The sequence below is a fragment of the Clavibacter phaseoli genome, assembly GCF_021922925.1.
GTDB lineage: Bacteria > Actinomycetota > Actinomycetes > Actinomycetales > Microbacteriaceae > Clavibacter > Clavibacter phaseoli.
In genome coordinates, this window is the sequence record NZ_CP040786.1 from 3030227 (window position 1) to 3046121 (window position 15895).

General features: G+C 74.2%; 18 protein-coding genes. 8 read left to right on the forward strand and 10 right to left on the reverse strand.

Translation table 11 applies throughout. From position 1 onward, the window contains the following. Positions 1-28: 28 nt before the first annotated feature. Positions 29-451, forward strand: coding sequence for a GNAT family N-acetyltransferase (locus FGI33_RS14500; RefSeq protein WP_119435683.1), 423 nt, complete (start codon positions 29-31; stop codon positions 449-451). An 18-nt stretch (positions 452-469) separates the two neighbouring features. Here the strand turns inward: FGI33_RS14500 and FGI33_RS14505 are convergent, their stop codons facing one another. Then, complete coding sequence (locus FGI33_RS14505) at positions 470-1108, reverse strand: hypothetical protein (RefSeq protein ID WP_119435684.1); 639 nt, start codon at positions 1106-1108, stop codon at positions 470-472. Between the two features lie 3 nt (positions 1109-1111). Continuing rightward, positions 1112-2071: a hypothetical protein gene (locus FGI33_RS14510; RefSeq protein ID WP_237582066.1), complete on the reverse strand. Its 960-nt coding sequence runs from the start codon at positions 2069-2071 to the stop codon at positions 1112-1114. Positions 2072-2234: 163 nt separating this feature from the next. Here FGI33_RS14510 and FGI33_RS14515 point away from each other — a divergent pair, with 163 nt between their 5' ends. Further along, on the forward strand, positions 2235-2864 hold the full coding sequence (locus FGI33_RS14515) for a histidine phosphatase family protein (RefSeq protein ID WP_119434976.1): 630 nt from the start codon (positions 2235-2237) through the stop codon (positions 2862-2864). Here FGI33_RS14515 and FGI33_RS14520 read toward each other — a convergent pair. After that, a complete protein-coding gene (locus FGI33_RS14520) occupies positions 2861-3229 on the reverse strand; it encodes a hypothetical protein (RefSeq protein ID WP_119402667.1) in 369 nt (122 codons plus the stop codon). The genes FGI33_RS14515 and FGI33_RS14520 overlap by 4 nt on opposite strands. Positions 3230-3494: 265 nt before the next feature. Between FGI33_RS14520 and FGI33_RS14525 the strand changes: the two genes are divergently transcribed. From FGI33_RS14525 to FGI33_RS14540, 4 genes are all read left to right on the forward strand, one after another. Further along, on the forward strand, positions 3495-3833 hold the full coding sequence (locus FGI33_RS14525) for an STAS domain-containing protein (RefSeq protein WP_119434975.1): 339 nt from the start codon (positions 3495-3497) through the stop codon (positions 3831-3833). Continuing rightward, positions 3826-4248: an ATP-binding protein gene (locus FGI33_RS14530; protein WP_119434974.1), complete on the forward strand. Its 423-nt coding sequence runs from the start codon at positions 3826-3828 to the stop codon at positions 4246-4248. The genes FGI33_RS14525 and FGI33_RS14530 overlap by 8 nt, the downstream gene beginning before the upstream one ends. Then, positions 4248-5576: a PP2C family protein-serine/threonine phosphatase gene (locus FGI33_RS14535; RefSeq protein WP_119434973.1), complete on the forward strand. Its 1329-nt coding sequence runs from the start codon at positions 4248-4250 to the stop codon at positions 5574-5576. The genes FGI33_RS14530 and FGI33_RS14535 overlap by 1 nt, the downstream gene beginning before the upstream one ends. Positions 5577-5724: 148 nt before the next feature. Then, positions 5725-6978 carry a PP2C family protein-serine/threonine phosphatase gene (locus FGI33_RS14540; protein ID WP_237582067.1) on the forward strand — a complete coding sequence of 418 codons (1254 nt, stop codon included), beginning with the start codon at positions 5725-5727 and terminating at the stop codon, positions 6976-6978. Here FGI33_RS14540 and FGI33_RS14545 read toward each other — a convergent pair. After that, complete coding sequence (locus FGI33_RS14545; protein ID WP_119435335.1) at positions 6960-7499, reverse strand: DUF2087 domain-containing protein; 540 nt, start codon at positions 7497-7499, stop codon at positions 6960-6962. The genes FGI33_RS14540 and FGI33_RS14545 overlap by 19 nt on opposite strands. 57 nt (positions 7500-7556) lie before the next feature. Here FGI33_RS14545 and FGI33_RS14550 point away from each other — a divergent pair, with 57 nt between their 5' ends. After that, complete coding sequence (locus FGI33_RS14550; protein ID WP_182623350.1) at positions 7557-7697, forward strand: hypothetical protein; 141 nt, start codon at positions 7557-7559, stop codon at positions 7695-7697. Positions 7698-7835: 138 nt separating this feature from the next. Then, positions 7836-8081, forward strand: coding sequence for a hypothetical protein (locus FGI33_RS14555; protein ID WP_119403058.1), 246 nt, complete (start codon positions 7836-7838; stop codon positions 8079-8081). A 74-nt stretch (positions 8082-8155) separates the two neighbouring features. Here the strand turns inward: FGI33_RS14555 and FGI33_RS14560 are convergent, their stop codons facing one another. From FGI33_RS14560 to FGI33_RS14585, 6 genes are all read right to left on the reverse strand, one after another. Next, on the reverse strand, positions 8156-8347 hold the full coding sequence (locus FGI33_RS14560) for a DUF2795 domain-containing protein (protein WP_119435336.1): 192 nt from the start codon (positions 8345-8347) through the stop codon (positions 8156-8158). Between the two features lie 90 nt (positions 8348-8437). Then, positions 8438-9985: a D-glycero-beta-D-manno-heptose 1-phosphate adenylyltransferase gene (gene rfaE2 / locus FGI33_RS14565; protein ID WP_237582068.1), complete on the reverse strand. Its 1548-nt coding sequence runs from the start codon at positions 9983-9985 to the stop codon at positions 8438-8440. Beyond that, positions 9982-11532: an aldehyde dehydrogenase family protein gene (locus FGI33_RS14570; RefSeq protein ID WP_237582069.1), complete on the reverse strand. Its 1551-nt coding sequence runs from the start codon at positions 11530-11532 to the stop codon at positions 9982-9984. The genes rfaE2 and FGI33_RS14570 overlap by 4 nt, the downstream gene beginning before the upstream one ends. Before the next feature lie 104 nt (positions 11533-11636). Beyond that, positions 11637-13433, reverse strand: coding sequence for a glycoside hydrolase family 35 protein (locus FGI33_RS14575; RefSeq protein WP_119434518.1), 1797 nt, complete (start codon positions 13431-13433; stop codon positions 11637-11639). 99 nt (positions 13434-13532) lie between these two features. Beyond that, positions 13533-14885: an ABC transporter substrate-binding protein gene (locus FGI33_RS14580; protein WP_119433918.1), complete on the reverse strand. Its 1353-nt coding sequence runs from the start codon at positions 14883-14885 to the stop codon at positions 13533-13535. A 59-nt stretch (positions 14886-14944) separates the two neighbouring features. Further along, positions 14945-15895: a carbohydrate ABC transporter permease gene (locus FGI33_RS14585; protein ID WP_119434517.1), complete on the reverse strand. Its 951-nt coding sequence runs from the start codon at positions 15893-15895 to the stop codon at positions 14945-14947.

The following is a 15895-nucleotide window of genomic DNA, read 5'->3' on the forward strand; positions in this document are numbered from 1 at the left end:
CGAGTGCACAGGCGGTTACGGTGTGGGGGTGACCCTCCTCGCCGACGAGATCCCCGGCCGCGACGAGCTGCTCGACCTCTACGGATCCGTCGGCTGGACCGTCTACACGCGCGACCCCGAGCGGCTGGAGCGGGCGCTCGCCGGATCCGCCCTCGTCGCCACCGCGCGCGACGCCGGAGGCCTGCTCGTCGGCCTGGTGCGCACCGTGGGCGACGGGACCTCCATCTGCTACGTCCAGGACCTCCTCGTGCGCCCCGACCGGCAGCGCGCCGGGATCGGCCGCGCCCTCCTCGAGCACGTGCGCGCGAGCCAGCCCGCGGGCGTCCTCCTCGTGCTCACGACCGACGCGGGCGGCACCGAGGACGGCGACCGCTCGCACCCCTTCTACCGATCGCTCGGCTTCGCTCCGCACGGCGAGGAGGGGCTGGCGGCGTTCTCGCTGCGGGTGTGAGGGACGGGATCCCCGCGCTCAGCGGAGCTGGGCGCGGGCGCGCTGCGGGTCCTCGATGAGCCGGATCGTGTCCGGGATGTCGAGTCGCCCCGGGAAGTTGAGGTGCGTGAAGCGGCCGTCCGGGTCGTAGGAGGCGGTGGGGGTCGTGATCCGCGAGCCGCGGACGGCGGCGATCAGCGCCTCGGCGCGCTCGGGCGTGATGGTCGTGGTGGAGCCGATCGCGAGCACGACGCGGAAGCGCCCGCCGCCCGCGAGGTCGAGGCGGAGGGTCACGGGGTCGCGGCGGGGCCGCTTGCGCGGCTTGTCGTAGCGTGACGGAGGCGTGTCGACCGCCAGCTCCGCGAGCGCTCCGACCAGGTCGGTGGACGGGCGCTCCTTCCCGCGCACGCGGATCAGGCCGCGCGACGCGTCGACGTCGAGAGCGGGCGTGAGCAGCGTGACGACGAGGAGGACGAGCGCCGCGGCGGCGGCGATGCCGACCAGGAGCGTGGTGACGACCGTGATCCACCCGCCGCCGATGCGCTCCTCGATGCGCTCGCCGAGGGTGCCGAGGGGATTCGACCCCACGTAGACGACGAAGAAGAACCAGACGCCGCCGATCAGCAGCCGCTGCCGGTACGTGGGCGCCGGGATCCGCACCCATCCGTCGTCGGACACCCGTCAGCTCCCGTCGGCGGGGCGGGCGGGCTCGGCTGCCTCGGCGGATCCGTCGCGCTCGGCCTCCGCGCGGGCCGCGTCGGCGGCGGCGCGCTGCTCGGCCGCGCGGCCGGCGTCGCGGCGGGTGACGACGATCGTGCCGATGCCGACGGCGAGGAAGACGACGGCGAGCGCGACCACGGGGATCTCCGTGCGCCCGAACACGGCCGCCGGGTTCCGCGCCGCGACCACCGCGAAGAAGGCGCCTGCGGCCGTCGCGATGCCGGCGAGGACGTACTGTCCGCGCATCGAGACGGGATCCCGGCTCGGCGCGCCCGCGGGACGCACGTTGCGCGCGCCCGAGCCCTGCCCGCGCTGGCCCCGGGCGGCGGTCGGCTCGGCGGTCCCGCTGCCGTCGACGAGCGCCGCGGCGTCCTCGCGCGTCAGGTGCCCGGGGAACTCGACGTGCGCGAACCGGCCGTGCGGGTCGTCCTTCGAGCGGGGCGGCGCGATGCGGGATCCGGCGACGAGGGCCAGGAGCGCGTCGCGCTGCGCGGCGTCGACCCGCACCCCCTCGCGCGTGGAGACGACGACGCTGCAGCTCTCGCCGCCGGTCGTCGTGAGGCGGAGGATCAGGGTGTCGTCGCCCGGGCCGCCGGTCAGCTCGATGCGCGCGCCGGTCACCTCGGCGAAGCCCCGCTCCTTGCGGCCGATGCGGAGGACCTGGCGCGCGACGTCGATCGCGGGAGGCTGCGTGCGCTCGGCGACGATCAGGTACGCGATGCCGACGACGGCGACGACGAGGAGGATCGGCAGGCCCATCGCGATGACCGGCGACGTGCCGACGGCCCGCTCGACGAGGCGGGTCACGGCGCCGACGGGCGACCAGAGCAGGATCCCGGCGAGGGCGAGCGACGCCGCGGTGAGGAGCCAGCGCTGCCGCGTGCTCGGGGACGGGATGCGCACCCACGCGCCGCTGGCCATGCTCCGACCCTACGGGCGCGGATCCGCCGCGACGGCCCGGCCCACGCCCGTCCTCGCCCCCAGAACGAGGCGCGCACCGCGGATGCCGGCCCGCCGCACAGCGCAAGCGCGCCCGCCCCGCCCGCCCCGCGCCGGCCCGCCCCCGCTCCGGTTGGATGGACCCATGCAGACACCCTCGGCGACGCCCGCGCGCCTGCTCCTCACCCGGCACGCGCAGACGCCCTGGAACCGGGAGTACCGCTACAACTCGCGCACCGACGTCGACGTCGGCGACGACGCCGCGGAGCAGCTCGCTCCCCTCGCGGCGCGGCTCCGCGGGGAGGGCGTGGAGCGGATCCTCGTGAGCACGCTCGCGCGCGCTCGCAGCACGGTGCGGATCCTGCAGGAGCAGGGCGTCGCGCCGGGCGTCGCGCCCGAGCCGCGGCCCGAGCTGGTGGAGCTCGACTTCGGCGGCTTCGAGGGGATCACGCGCGACGAGCTGCGCGGACCCGTGCACGGCGCGGCGTTCGCGGCCTGGCTCACGGGCGAGGACGGCGAGCCGGCGGCGCCCGGCGGCGGCGAGACGTGGGCGGCGGCGGCCGTGCGGGCGCGCGCGGTCCTCGACGACGTGGCGGCGGATCCGCGCACCACGCTCGTGGTCGCGCACGGCTACCTGCTGCGCGTGCTCTACCTCACGGCTCTCGGCCGGTCGCCCGCGCTCACGCGCTCGCTGGTGTGGGCGAACGGACAGCTCATCGAGCTGGAGCGCGACGGATCCGGGTGGCGCGAGAGCGGCGCGGCAGCGGCCGGCTAGGCGTCCGGGCCCGCGGGATCCGCGCAGTCCGCCGGGTAGCGGAGCTCGAACACGACCTCGTCGATCACGCCCGTCCAGACCATGTCGTCGCCGCGGCGCGTGAGCGGGCCGTCGGTGAGGTCGATGGCGTCGGCGAGGCCGAGCCCGGCGATCCACGACTCGATCACCTCGCGCCGCACCTCGGGCGCGTACGCGTCGGCGTCGCCCGAGAAGTGCACGCCCTCCCACGGTCCGCCGAGCTGCCACGCGAGCGGCGGCAGCCCGCGGATCGCGCCCTCGGCGTTCCAGGCCAGGCCGATGGAGGTCTCGATCGCGAGCCGCGTGATGCGGCGCTCGGTCGGGAGGTGCTCGGGTGCGGTCGACACGGTGTCTCCTCGTGCGGCCGGTGCGGCCGTGGTCGTGCGTGGGGTCAGCCGCACCGTAACGGGGCCGAGGCTGCCCCGCCAGTCGGGTGCGCCGCGCGGACATGCGACGGGACGCCGGGACGATCGTATTTCCTCGACCGATGGATGAGAGGATGAGCGCGGCGGAGGCAGGGGATCCGGGCGGGGATCCGCGCGGGACCGGCACCGCCCGCCTGTCGCATCGGGGGATGACGACGCCGGCGCCGGGATCACACGAGGGGGACGCATGGCGCTCACGACCGCCACCGCACGACGCGAGGACGACGTCACCGTCGTCACGGCCACGGGACTGCTCAACATGGCGGCGGCGCCCGAGCTCCGGCAGGCGATCCACGACGCGCTGGATCCCGCGCCCCGGCGGATCCTCGTCGACCTCGCCGCCGTCGAGTTCATCGACTCCTCCGGCCTCGGCGCCCTCATCGCCGGCCTCCGCGCGGCGCGCGACGGCGGCGGCGACCTCCGCATCTCGGCACCCGGCCCGCAGGTCGCCATGGTGCTGCAGCTCTCCAACCTCGACCGGGTGCTGATCTCCACCCCCACGGCCGAGGCGGCCTACCGTGACTGAGACCACCCGCAGCCTCACCCTCCAGTCCCCGCCCGACGACGTCGACGCGGTCCACGAGCTCGTCGCCGGCCTCTGGGACGACCGCCCCGACGTGGGCGACCTCGACCGCATGGCCTTCGAGACCGCGCTCGTCGAGCTCGCGTCCAACGTGATCGAGCACGCCGACCACGGCCAGGGCGTCACGTGCGTCGTGAGCGTCACGGTCGACGAGGGCGTGATGAGCGCGCGGCTGAGCGACGGATCCGAGCCCGGCGACTTCCGCCTCGCCCCCCGCGAGATGCCCGGCGTCGACGCGGAGTCCGGCCGCGGCCTCGCGATGGTGCAGATGCTCTGCGACGAGCTGACCTACGAGCGGGTCGGCGGCGAGAACGTGTGGAGCGTGCGCCGGACCCGGATCGAGCCCGAGGCGTCCTGATGGCCTCGCCCGCGCGCGCGCCACGTCTGGCCGCGCTCTCGCTGCCCGGATGGGCGGACCGCCTGGCCTGGATCCCCGAGTCCGCCGCCCGGACCGGATCCGCCGGCACGTCGGGCCCCACCCCGGTGCTCAAGCAGCTGCCGATGCTGGTGCTGTTCATCCTCGCGGTGGTCACCAGCTCCGTGGTGCCGACGCTCGGCGTGACGGCGCCGCGGTCGCTCCTCATCGCCTGCGGGATCCTCGCGGTCGCCACCCTCCTCGCCGTCCTGGTGACCGCGCGCCCCCGGCTCGCCCGCTTCGCCGACCTCGTGCCCGCGCTCGACTTCCTGGCCGTCGGCATGCTGCGCATCGCGACGGGCGAGAACGCCTCCATCTACGGGTCGCTCGTGATCCTCCCGGTCGTCTGGTTCAGCCTCAACCCGGGCCGCTGGAACGTGCTCGTCGCCTTCGTCGGCGTCTACGTGTCGCTCGGCCTGCCGCTCCTCCTGCGGCTCGGGCAGCAGAACGCCAACGAGCTGTGGCGCGGGTTCTTCAGCGCGCTGGCCTTCGCGGTCGCGGCGTTCGTCGTCAACGAGCTGTCCCGGCGCACGCGCCTCAGCCTCGAGGAGTCGCGCCACCGGGAGCGGCTGAGCGAGGAGGAGCTGACCCGCGCGTCCGTCGTGCAGCAGGCGCTCCTGCCGAAGACGACCGTGCCGCTCCCCGGGTACCAGGTCGCGGGCGCCTGCCTGCCGTCGAAGGCCGTGGGCGGCGACTTCTTCGACTGGTACCCGGTGAACGAGGGGCTGGCGTTCACCCTCGGGGACGTGATGGGCAAGGGCGTCGGCGCGGGGATCATCGCGGCCACGGCCCGCGCGGTCGTGCGCAGCGCCAAGAACGTGCCGGATCCGGTCGCCGCCATCGAGCGCACCGCCGACTGCTTCACCGCGGAGATGAGCGCGGCCGCCTCCTTCGCCACCGTGTTCCACGCGCGCGTGCGCGCCGAGGACCACACCGTCCTCTACGCCGACGCGGGCCACGGGCTCTCGGCGCTGGTGCGCGCGGACGGCACCCACGAGCGGCTGGAGTCCACGGACCTCCCCGTCGGCGTGCCCGGCGCCGCCGGCTGGCGGACGCACGAGGTCCGGCTCGGCCCCGGCGACCTCATCGTCACCTTCAGCGACGGCGTGCTCGACCTCTTCGACGGGACGCTCCGCGCGGTCGACCGGGTCGCGGAGCTCGCGCGGGGGTCGGCGTCGGCCGACGACCTGGTCCGGCGGATCACCGCGCTCGCCGCCGCGCAGGCGAACCCCGACGACGTGACCGTGGTGGTGCTGCGCCGCGAGGCGTGAGCGCGTCCGGGGGCGGGGCCCTCCCGATCCGCGGACCGCTCCGAAGACCACCGCATACACTCGACAGAGGCGCCGCGATCCGGGGGGATCGTGCGGCGGGCGGCATCCCGCCCGGCGCGAGCGTCGCCGGATCCACCAGGGGGAGCACATGGCCATGCAGGAACCCGTCGCGCGCCAGGGCGGCTCGGATCCCGCCGGTCGCGCCAACCGCGACGCGATCCCGCTGCACGGCGACGCCGAGGCCGTGCGCCTCCGGGCCGTGCACGACCTGCGGCTCGTCGGATCCACCGCGGAGGAGCGCTTCGACCGCGTGACCCGCATCGCGCGCGAGCTCTTCGACGTGCCCGTGGCCGAGATCAACCTGGTGGGCGACACCGAGCAGTTCACGAAGTCGCCGCAGCCCGCGGGCGTCTCGCTGCTCTCGGACCGGACGCAGTCGTTCTGCGACGTCGCCATCCGGAGCCCGGAGATCCTCGTGGTGCCGGATGCCACCGCGGACGCGCGCTTCGCCGAGCGCACCACGGTCACCGGACCCCGCCACATCCGCTTCTACGCCGGCCGACCCCTGCTGTCCGGCGGCCAGACCGTCGGCACGCTCTGCCTCGTCGACACCGAGCCGCGCGACCTCGCGCCCGCGCAGGAGAAGCTGCTCGACGAGATGGGCGCGTGGGTCGAGCGCGAGCTCCGCGACAGCAGGGACGAGGAGCTGGCGGGCGACATCCAGCGGCGGCTCCTGCCCGTCGACCGGCCGCTCTGGCCCGACTTCGACCTCGCCGGCATCAGCCTCCCCGCCCGCGGCGTGGGCGGCGACTTCTACTCCTGGGGCGAGGACCCCGACGGGCTGCACGTGACCGTCGCGGATGTGATGGGCAAGGGGGCGGGCGCGGCGATCCTCGCGTCGGCCGTGCGCTCGGGCTTCCAGGCGCACCGGGGTCCGGACGCCGCGCGCACCGTGACCGCGGTGCAGGCGCAGCTCCAAGCCGACCTCGACGCGACCGAGACCTTCGCGACGTTCCTGCACTGCCGCGTCGACGGATCCACCGGCCGCTTCGCCTACGCGGACGGCGGCCACGGCCTCACGGCGCTGATCCGCGTGGACGGCACGCACGAGATGCTGCCGGCGCTCGACCTGCCGCTCGGCGTCGTGCCGGGCGCCTCGTGGTCGGCCGCGACCGGCGAGCTGCGTCCCGGCGACCGGCTCCTCTCCTTCACCGACGGCGCGCTCGACCTCTTCGACGGATCCCTCGACTCGGTCGCCCCGCTCGTGGAGCTGGTGCGCACGGCCGCGGACGCCGCGGAGACGGTCGGCCGCATCGCCGACGCGGCCGCGTCCGCTGCCGCCCGCGGCGTGCTCGGCGACGACGTGTCGGCGGTGTGCGTGCGCTACGCGGGCGGCGCCTGAGGGCCAGGCGTCGCGTCCGTCCCGCCGGCCCGCGCGTACTCGGATCCCGAGCGCGTCCGGAGCACGAGTCCCGCGTCGACGAGGTGGCGGCGGAGCAGCGCGTGGTCGTCGGCGATGCGGAGGAGGCGCGCCGTGAGGGCCTTCTCGTCGAGGACCTCGTGCGCGTCCAGCACCTGCGCGACGACGTGCCGCAGCAGGGCGTCGAGGTCGGCGGGGCTCGCCGGCCACTGCTCGATGCGGCCGTCGCGGAGGAAGCGCTCGACGCCCTGGGCGGGCGGGGTCGCGGGCTGCTGGGCGAGGATCGCGCGGAAGACGGCGTCGGTCGCGGATGCGGTGCCGTCGGCGTCCACCGCGACGAGGCCCGAGCCGACGAGCGAGGCGCGCGCCTTCGACCGGCGGGCGGGGGAGAGGTGCGCGAGGGCGTCGTCGAGGCCGGATCCGAGCACGACGCGGGCGTACGCGGCCCGCAGCTCGGCGTCGGCGAGCACGCCCGCGAGGCGGCGCGGGTCGATGTGGTCCATGCCCCCATCCTGCCCGGCGCCTTCCGCCCGGCCGATCGACGCCGCTACGGTCGGGGCATGCCCGTCCTCCGCTTCCTCGGCCGCGTCCTGATGCGGATCCTCTACGTGCTCGGGAAGGTCCGCATCGGCAGCAGCGGGCAGAATCCGTCGAACGGCGATCCGATGGGGTTCGACAAGCCGCAGCAGTACCGGCCCTGATCCGGCGGACCGCGCTCCTCCTCCCGAGGTGCGCGTGCGTCGGATTCCGCACGGCCCTCTCCCGAGCCGGGGTCGGCGTCGGGGGTCGGCCGTAGCTTCGTGCAGGCGGGGAGGTCTCCCCGCGAGGACGGGGGATCCATGGCAGGCATCGACGCGCGGCTCGAGGTGGTGGCGCTCAGCGCCACCGAGTGGCGGGTGTGCGACGCGCGCATCGCCGCCTCCGACGCCACCCGGATCATCGCCTACGCGCAGCGGCGCGGCGGCCGGGTCGAGCTCATGCGCATGCGGCCGGTGCCGGGGCTGTGCGACTGGTTCGGCAGCCTCGACGACGCGCTCGCGGCCGTCGCGGCCGAGCTGCCGCGGGAGCGCGTGCTCATCGCCTGAGCGCGCGGGGGACGGACACGGCCCCGGTCCTCACGAGGAGGACCGGGGCCGTGCGCGTCACGCGGTGAGCGGGATCAGCTCGCGTCGGAGACCGCCGCGTTGATCGCGGTCGGTGCGTCGTACTCCTTGTCGGCGATGCCCTTGAGCGCGTCGAGGGTGTCGGAGTCGGCGCCCGACTCCTCCGCCTTCTTCACGATCGCGTCCTTGGATGCCGGGTAGTCGAGGCCGCTGAGGTGCTTCTGGAGCTCGATGGGGTTGATGGCCATGGGGTGTCCTCTCGTCGGGGTTCGGGCGGCGTCGCCCTCCCGTCGAGTCGACTCCCGCGGGCGAGCAGTGGGCAGGGGGAGGATCGCGATCTACGGGGAGCCGTCAGGATCCGCGGGCGCCGCCGGCTGCGTGGGCGCCGACGTGGCCGTCCCCGCGGGCCGGGTGAAGCCGGGGTCGGGTGCCGAGGCGCGGATCCGGTCCACCATCGAGCTCGTCGACTGCGATGGCACGTAGCCGAGGATCGACACCTCGCCGCCGTACGCGCGCACCACGTCGGTCTCGTCGAGCATCTCGGGCGTGTAGTCGCCGCCCTTCGCGTAGACGTCGGGCTGCACCGCCTCGAGCAGCGGGATGGGGGTGTCGGTGTCGAACACGGTGATCACGTCGACGCACGACAGCTCGGCGAGCACGCCCGCGCGGTCCTCGGCCGTGTTCACCGGCCGGTCGGATCCCTTCAGCCGCCGCACCGAGTCGTCGCTGTTGAGCGCCACCACGAGCACGTCGCCGAGCCGCTTGGCCTGGCGCAGGTAGGTGGTGTGGCCCCGGTGCAGCACGTCGAAGCAGCCGTTCGTGAAGACGATCCGGCGGCCGGCGGCGCGCTCGCCCGCGACGAGGGCCACGAGCTCGGCCTGCGAGACCGTGCGCGAGCGCGTCTCGCCGAGGTGGTCGGCGAGGGTCGCGGCGGAGCACACCGAGGTGCCGGGGAGGCGCACGACCACGTCGGCCGCGGCCTGCGCGAAGTCGGCGCTCACCGCGAGCGGGAGGCCCACGGCGCGCGCGAGCGTGAGCGCGGCGACGAAGGTGTCGCCGGCGCCGGACGCCTGCTTCTCGGGCACCGGGTGCGCGCGCGTGCGGTACGGCTCGCCCGCGCCGAGCACGACGGTGCCGTCGCGGTCGAGGGTCACGACGGCGGTCGCGGATCCGGATGCGGCCAGGATCCGGTCGCCGAGCGAGGCGACCACGGCGGCCCGATCCTCGTCGCGCGCGAACGGCCGGTCGACGAGGCGCCCGGCCTCGCCCGCGTTCGGCGTGATGAGGTCGGGGCGGAGCGGGGCCCAGAGCGCGGGATCGTGCGCGTCCACGACCGTGAGGCCGGGGCGGCTCGTGCGCGCGGCGAGCGACTCGAGCACCACGCCGTGCAGCGTGCCGGTGCCGTAGTCGGAGACGATCTCGGCGTCGACGCCCGCGGTCGCCTCGAGGGCGGCGCGGGCGAGGGCGCGCGCGTCGTCCCGGTGGATGGATCCGCGGTGCACGTCGTCGACCCGCACGATCACCTGGTCGTCGCCCACGATGCGCGTCTTGGTGGTGGTCCGCAGGCGCGGCGAGTGCACGAGGCCGGACACGTCGACGCCGGCCGCGGCGAGCAGGTCGCGCACGCGGTCGCCCGCGGCGTCCTGACCGACGAGGCCGACCATGCGCACGGTGCCGCCGAGGCTCGCGAGGTTCACGGCCGTGTTCGCGGCGCCGCCGAGCGACTGGATCCGCTCGGTCACGTCCACGACGGGCGCCGGCGCCTCGCGGGTCATGCGGTCGCTGTGGCCGCGCCACCACTCGTCGAGGATGACGTCGCCGATGACCGTGACAGTCGGGCGGCGCTCGGCGAGGAGGCCGATGATCCCGCGCAGCTCGCTGGTCATCGCGCGTCGTCCGCGGCGGAGGCGGGCTCGACCGGCGCGTCGACCAGCGGCGTGTCGCCCGCGCCCGCCCGCGCGGAGCCGGATGCGGCCTCCGCCGGCGTGGTCGCGGCGGGGGCATCGCCCGCGTCGAGCACGGGTAGCCCGAGGTGCACGACGGTCGTGGTGCTCATCTCGTCGAGGAGCTCGGGGCCGTAGCCGAAGCCGGATCCGCTGCGACCGCGGGGCTGCGCCGCGCCGCCGGGCGCGCCGCCGAAGACGCCGTTGACCTTGATCGTGCCGACGGGCAGCTCGGCGGCGGCGCGCTGGGCGTGCTCCATCGACCCCGTGAGCACGCTCGCCGCGAGGCCGTAGCGGTCGTCGGACGCCCGGGCGAGCGCCTCGTCGAAGTCCGCGACGACCTGCACGGCCGCGACCGGGCCGAACGTCTCGGCCGTCATCACGGTCATGTCGGCGGTGCAGTCGACGAGGACGGTGGCGGGGTAGCGGGATCCGGGGCCGTCGGGCACGTGCCCGCCGACGAGCGCGCGGGCGCCCTCCGTGAGCGCCTCGGACACCTGCTCGTGCACGGCATCGCGCATGCGCTCGTCGACCAGCGGGCCGAGTTCGCCGGAGGAGTTCCAGCGCTCGGCCTCCGCGACCAGCGCGGCGGTGAAGCGGTCGGCGATGTCGCGGTGCACGTAGATCCGCTCGACCGAGGTGCAGATCTGGCCGGCGTTGGCGAAGGATCCGAGGGCGGCCTGCGCGGCGGCCCACGCGGGATCCACGCCCGCGTCGACGAGGAGCGGGTCGTTGCCGCCGTTCTCGCGGATCACGTGCGTGGGCGTGCCGGCGGCGCGGCGGGCGATGGCCTCGCCGGCGGCGGTGGATCCGACGTGCGCGACCACGCGCGTGTCGTCGTGCGCGACGAGCTGGTCGCCGACGTCGCCGCCGCCGACCACGGAGACGAGCACGCCGTCGGGCAGGGCCTCGGCGAGGATCCGGCCGAGCAGCTCGCCGGTGTGCGGGCAGCGCTCGCTCGGCTTGTGGATCACGGTGTTGCCCATCACGAGCGCCGCGCCGATGATCCCCGCGGCCACCGCCACCGGGTCGTTCCACGGCGTGAGCGCGACCGTGACGCCGCGCGGACGCGGCACCGAGAAGTCCACGTTCGGCAGCGTCCCGAGCAGCGACCGGCCGCGGTGGACCGGCCCGAGCTCGGAGTACTGCAGCAGCGTGTCGACGCCCGCGCCGACGCCGCCGAGCGCGTCGCCGCGCGGCTTGCCGGTCTCGCGCTCGTTGAGCTCGGCCAGCTCCTCCGCGCGCTCGGCGAGGGCGTGCGCGGCGCGGCGCACGGCCTGGCCGCGCTGGGCGGGCGGCATCGCGGCCCACGCGGCGGAGGCGTCCACCGACCGGCGCACGGCGGCGTGGACCTCGTCGGGCGTCGACGCGTCGATGTCGCCCACGAGCGACCCGTCGCGCGGATCCGTGATCCGCAGCGTCCCGGGTCCGGCCTCGGTGACCTCGGTCTCGATCAGGCCGTCGATGTCGAGTGCGGTGTCTGTGGTCACGGGTCTCCTCGCGGGGTCGGCGGCCCGCGGGGATGCGCGGGCGGGGGCGCTCGCGCGCCACCCGGCCCGTACCCACTTCCCGTGGCTCTCACACGGGGCGGGCCCTACGACTCGAGGTGCCCCAGCTCCGGCTGCGCCAGGAACGCCACGACCGGATCCGCCGCCGCGCCCGTCTCGAACACGACGAGGTCGTTCCGGCCCGCGCGGAGCTGCGCGCCCGGCACGTAGAGCGTGTGCTGCGGCCCGCGGGTCCAGTAGCGGCCGAGCGCGAAGCCGTTGACGAACGCGACGCCCTTGCCCCAGGAGCGCGTGTCGAGGAAGAGGTCGGCGGGCGCGTCCAACTCGAAGGACGCGTGCGCCAGCACCGGCCCGTCGAGGAAGCGGACCGGCTCCGCGGCGGAGGACGCGGCGAAGGCCGCCGCCGAGGAAACCGACGCCGCCATCGCGCCGAGGTCGAGCGGCAGGCTCTCCCACCCGGTGAGCTCGGCGCCGTCGAGCGTCGCCGGGCCGATGAGCCCCTTCGCCTCCCCGATCCGCACGCCGTAGTTGACGCGCCCCTGGTCCTCCACGAGCATCTCGAGGATCCGGCCGGGTGGCACGGCGATCGCGGTCTCGTGCTGGTCGCGCTGGATCACGCCGATCCGCACGCCGTCCACCGAGACGACGGCCCGGTCGCGCACCTCGCCGAACGCGAGCACGCGCGTGCGGTCGGACGCGGGCAGCTCCACCCGGTGCAGCGCGAACCCGCGGAACACGCCGAGCTCGTCCATCGACGGCACGGCGGACGTCGCGCGCCACCCGGCGGGGTCCGTCACGAGGTCCGCGAGCGGTGCGACGGCGTCGAAGGCGACCTCGAACGCGGGCGCGTCCCCGCGTCCCGCGGGCACCTCGTCGGGCACCGACCGGTACCGGGCGATCACGTCGCGGAACGCGAAGAACTTCTCCGTCGGGGATCCGGTCTCGTCGAGCGGGGCGTCGTAGTCGTACGAGGTGACGTGCGACTGGTAGGTGCCCTTGTGGTTGGCGCCGTTCGTGAAGCCGAAGTTGGTGCCGCCGTGGAACATGTAGATGTTCACGGAGGCGCCCGCGGCGAGCAGCGCGTCCAGCTCGGCGGCGGCGTCGGCCGCGGAGGTCGTGTGGTGGTGCTCGCCCCAGTGGTCGAACCAGCCGTCCCAGAACTCGCTGCACATGAGCGGGCCGGTCGGCTGGTGGCGGCGCAGGGTCTCGAGGCGCTCGGTGGCGCGCGAGCCGAAGGATCCCGTGCGGTGCAGCTCGTCGAGGCTGCCGCGGGAGAGCATCTCGTCGGTCGGCTGGTCGACGGTCGTCAGCGGCACGATGATGCCGGACTCCCGCGTGAGGTCGACGAGGTGGCGGAGGTACTCGGCGTCGTCGCCGTACGCGCCGTACTCGTTCTCGATCTGCACGAGGATCACGGGCCCGCCGTGGTCGATCTGCCGCGGCGCGACGATCTCGTAGACGCGGCGGAGGAACTCATCGACCGCGGCGAGGTACAGCGGCTCGCTGCGGCGGACCCCGACGGCGGGATCCTCGAACAGCCAGCCGGGCAGCCCGCCGCCGTCCCACTCGGCGCAGATGTAGGGGCCCGGGCGCACGATCGCGTGCATGCCCTCCGCGTGGACGAGGTCGAGGAAGCGGCCGAGGTCGAGGCCGGCGCTCGTGTCGAAGGTGCCGCGCTCGGGCGAGTGGGCGTTCCAGGCGACGTACGTCTCGATGGTGTCGAGCCCCATGAGGCGGGCCTTGCGGATCCGGTCGGCCCACTGGTCGGGGTGCACGCGGAAGTAGTGGAGGGCGCCCGCGATGACGCGGTGCGGTCGGCCGTCGAGCTCGAAGTCGTCGGCGCCGATGCGGAAGCGGGTGCTGGTGGCGGGGAGGCCGGGCATGGTCGTGTCCTCAGGAGTGCGGGGTGCGGGGTGCGGGCGTGGCATGGGAGAGGGGAGGCGCGACTCGCGTCGCACCTCCCCTCTCGAGAACGGGTGCTGCTACTTCACGTCGACGGTGAAGCCCTGCTGCTGGCCGTACTCGGCGGCCGCCTTGCCCCACGCCTCGAGGACGGGGTCGAGCGACGTGCCGTTGGAGTACGCGGACGAGGCCGAGTCGCTGAAGACGCTGTTCGTGTAGACCTGGAAGGGCAGGTACTGCCAGTCCGGGACCACGTTCTTCGAGGCCTCGCTGAGCACCTCGTTGATCTTCTGGCCGCCGAAGTACTCCGGCGTCTCGTTGAGGAACTCGTCGCTGTTCAGGTCCGCCGTGGTGGACGGGAATCCGCCGGCGTCGAACGAGATCTGGCGACCCTGCTCGTCGGCCGTGGTGAACTTCGCGAACTCCGCCGCGACGAGCTTGTTCTCGGACTGCTGCATGACGGCGATGGAGGATCCGCCGCTCTCGGCGGTCGCGGTGTCACCCGCGGTGTACTGCGGCATGGGGGCGACGCGCCACTGGCCGGAGCCCTCGGTGGCCTGCGCCTCGAGGTTGCCGGGCATCCAGGCGCCGGTGATCAGCGTGGCGATGGATCCGTCGCCGAGGCCGCGGAACCACTCGTCGGTCCAGCCGGGGGTCTGGGCCAGCGAGCCGTTCTCGACGAGCTGGTTCCACATGGCCGTGTACTTCTTGGCGCCCGCGTCCTGCATGTCGATGGTGACGTTGTCGCCGTCGACCTTGTAGGGGTGGCCGCCGGCCTGCCAGATCATGCTCGTGGTGAAGCCGGCGTCGCCGGAGTCGCTGGTGATGTACTGGTTCGGGTCGGCGGAGTGCATCTTCTCCGCGGCGGCCACGTACTCGTCCCACGTGGTGGGGACGGCGATGCCGTACTTGTCGAAGACGTCCTGGCGGTAGAACATCGCCATGGGGCCCGAGTCCTGCGGCAGCGCGTAGAGGGCGTCGCCCTCGGTGACCGCGTTCCAGGTGGACGCCGTGAACTGGTCCTCGAGGTCCGTGTAGCCGTAGCCCGAGAGGTCGGCGAGGGACTTGCCGAGCGCGAACTGCGGGATCGCGAAGTACTCGATCTGCGCTACGTCGGGAGCGCCCTTGCCCGCCTTGATGGCGTTCTGGAGCTTCGTGTACTGGTCGGCGCCGGTGCCGACGTTCTGCACGTCGACCGTGATCTTCGGGTGCTCCTTCTCGAACGCCTCGGCGATCGGCTTGATCGCGGGGGCCCAGCCCCAGACGGTGATGGAGGACTGCGTGTCGAGGGCCTTCGCGAGGTCGTCGGCGGAGGCGGTGTCGGCGCTGGCGCCGCCCGATCCGGACGAGCACGCCGCGAGGGAGCCCGCGAGGACGATGCCGAGGCCGAGCGCGATCGCGCGCTTCGCCCTGCGGGGGAACGAGATGGACATGGTGGTGCCTTTCACTTCTTCGTGGTGGTGTGGGTGGTGCGGAGGTGGGTCGGGAGGTCCTACGCCTTGACGCCGCCGGCCGAGAGGCCGGACTGCCAGTAGCGCTGGAGGAAGAGGAACGCGATCACGATCGGGATGATCGCGAGGAACGAGCCCGTGATGACGAGGTTGTAGATCGGCTGGCCGCCCACGGTGGTGGACTGCGCGTTCCACTGGTTGAGGCCCACCGTGAGGGGGTACCAGCGGGAGTCGCTCAGCATGATCAGGGGCAGGAAGTAGTTGTTCCAGGTCGCGACGATCGAGAACAGCAGCACCGTGATGAGGCCGGGCGACAGGAGCCGCAGGCTGATCGTGAAGAAGGTGCGGATCTCGCTCGAGCCGTCCATCCGCGCCGCCTCGAGGATCTCGGTGGGCACCGAGTCGACCGCGTAGGTCCAGATGAGGTACAGCCCGAAGGGGCTGATGAGCGACGGCAGGATGATCGCCCACGGGGTGTTCGTGAGGCCCATCTGGCTGAACAGCAGGAAGGTCGGCACCGCGAGGGCCGTGCCGGGGATCGCGACGGCGCCGAGCACCACCGCGAACACGATCTTCTTGCCGGGGAAGTCGAACTTCGCCAGGCCGTAGCCCGCGAGCGTGGCGAGCAGCGTCGCGCCGCCCGCGCCGACGACCACGTAGATCAGCGTGTTGCCGAGCCAGCGGACGAACTCGCCGTTGCCGTAGGTCAGCACGCCCTGGATGTTGTCCCACAGCGCGAAGTCGCCCGAGAACCAGAGGCCGAACGAGCTGAACAGCGCGTCCTGCGTCTTGGTCGAGTTGACCAGCAGCCAGAAGAGGGGGAGCACGGAGTAGATGAGCAGCAGCGACATCACGATGGTGAGCACGATGCTGCGGCGCTCGCGCGGGGCGCCGGCGCTCTTGCGGCGCTTGGGCGTCTTGTCCGCCGGGGCGTCGAGGACGGGCGTGCCGGCGTCGGGCGCGGCGAGGGGGGTTCCGGTGAGGGTCGACAC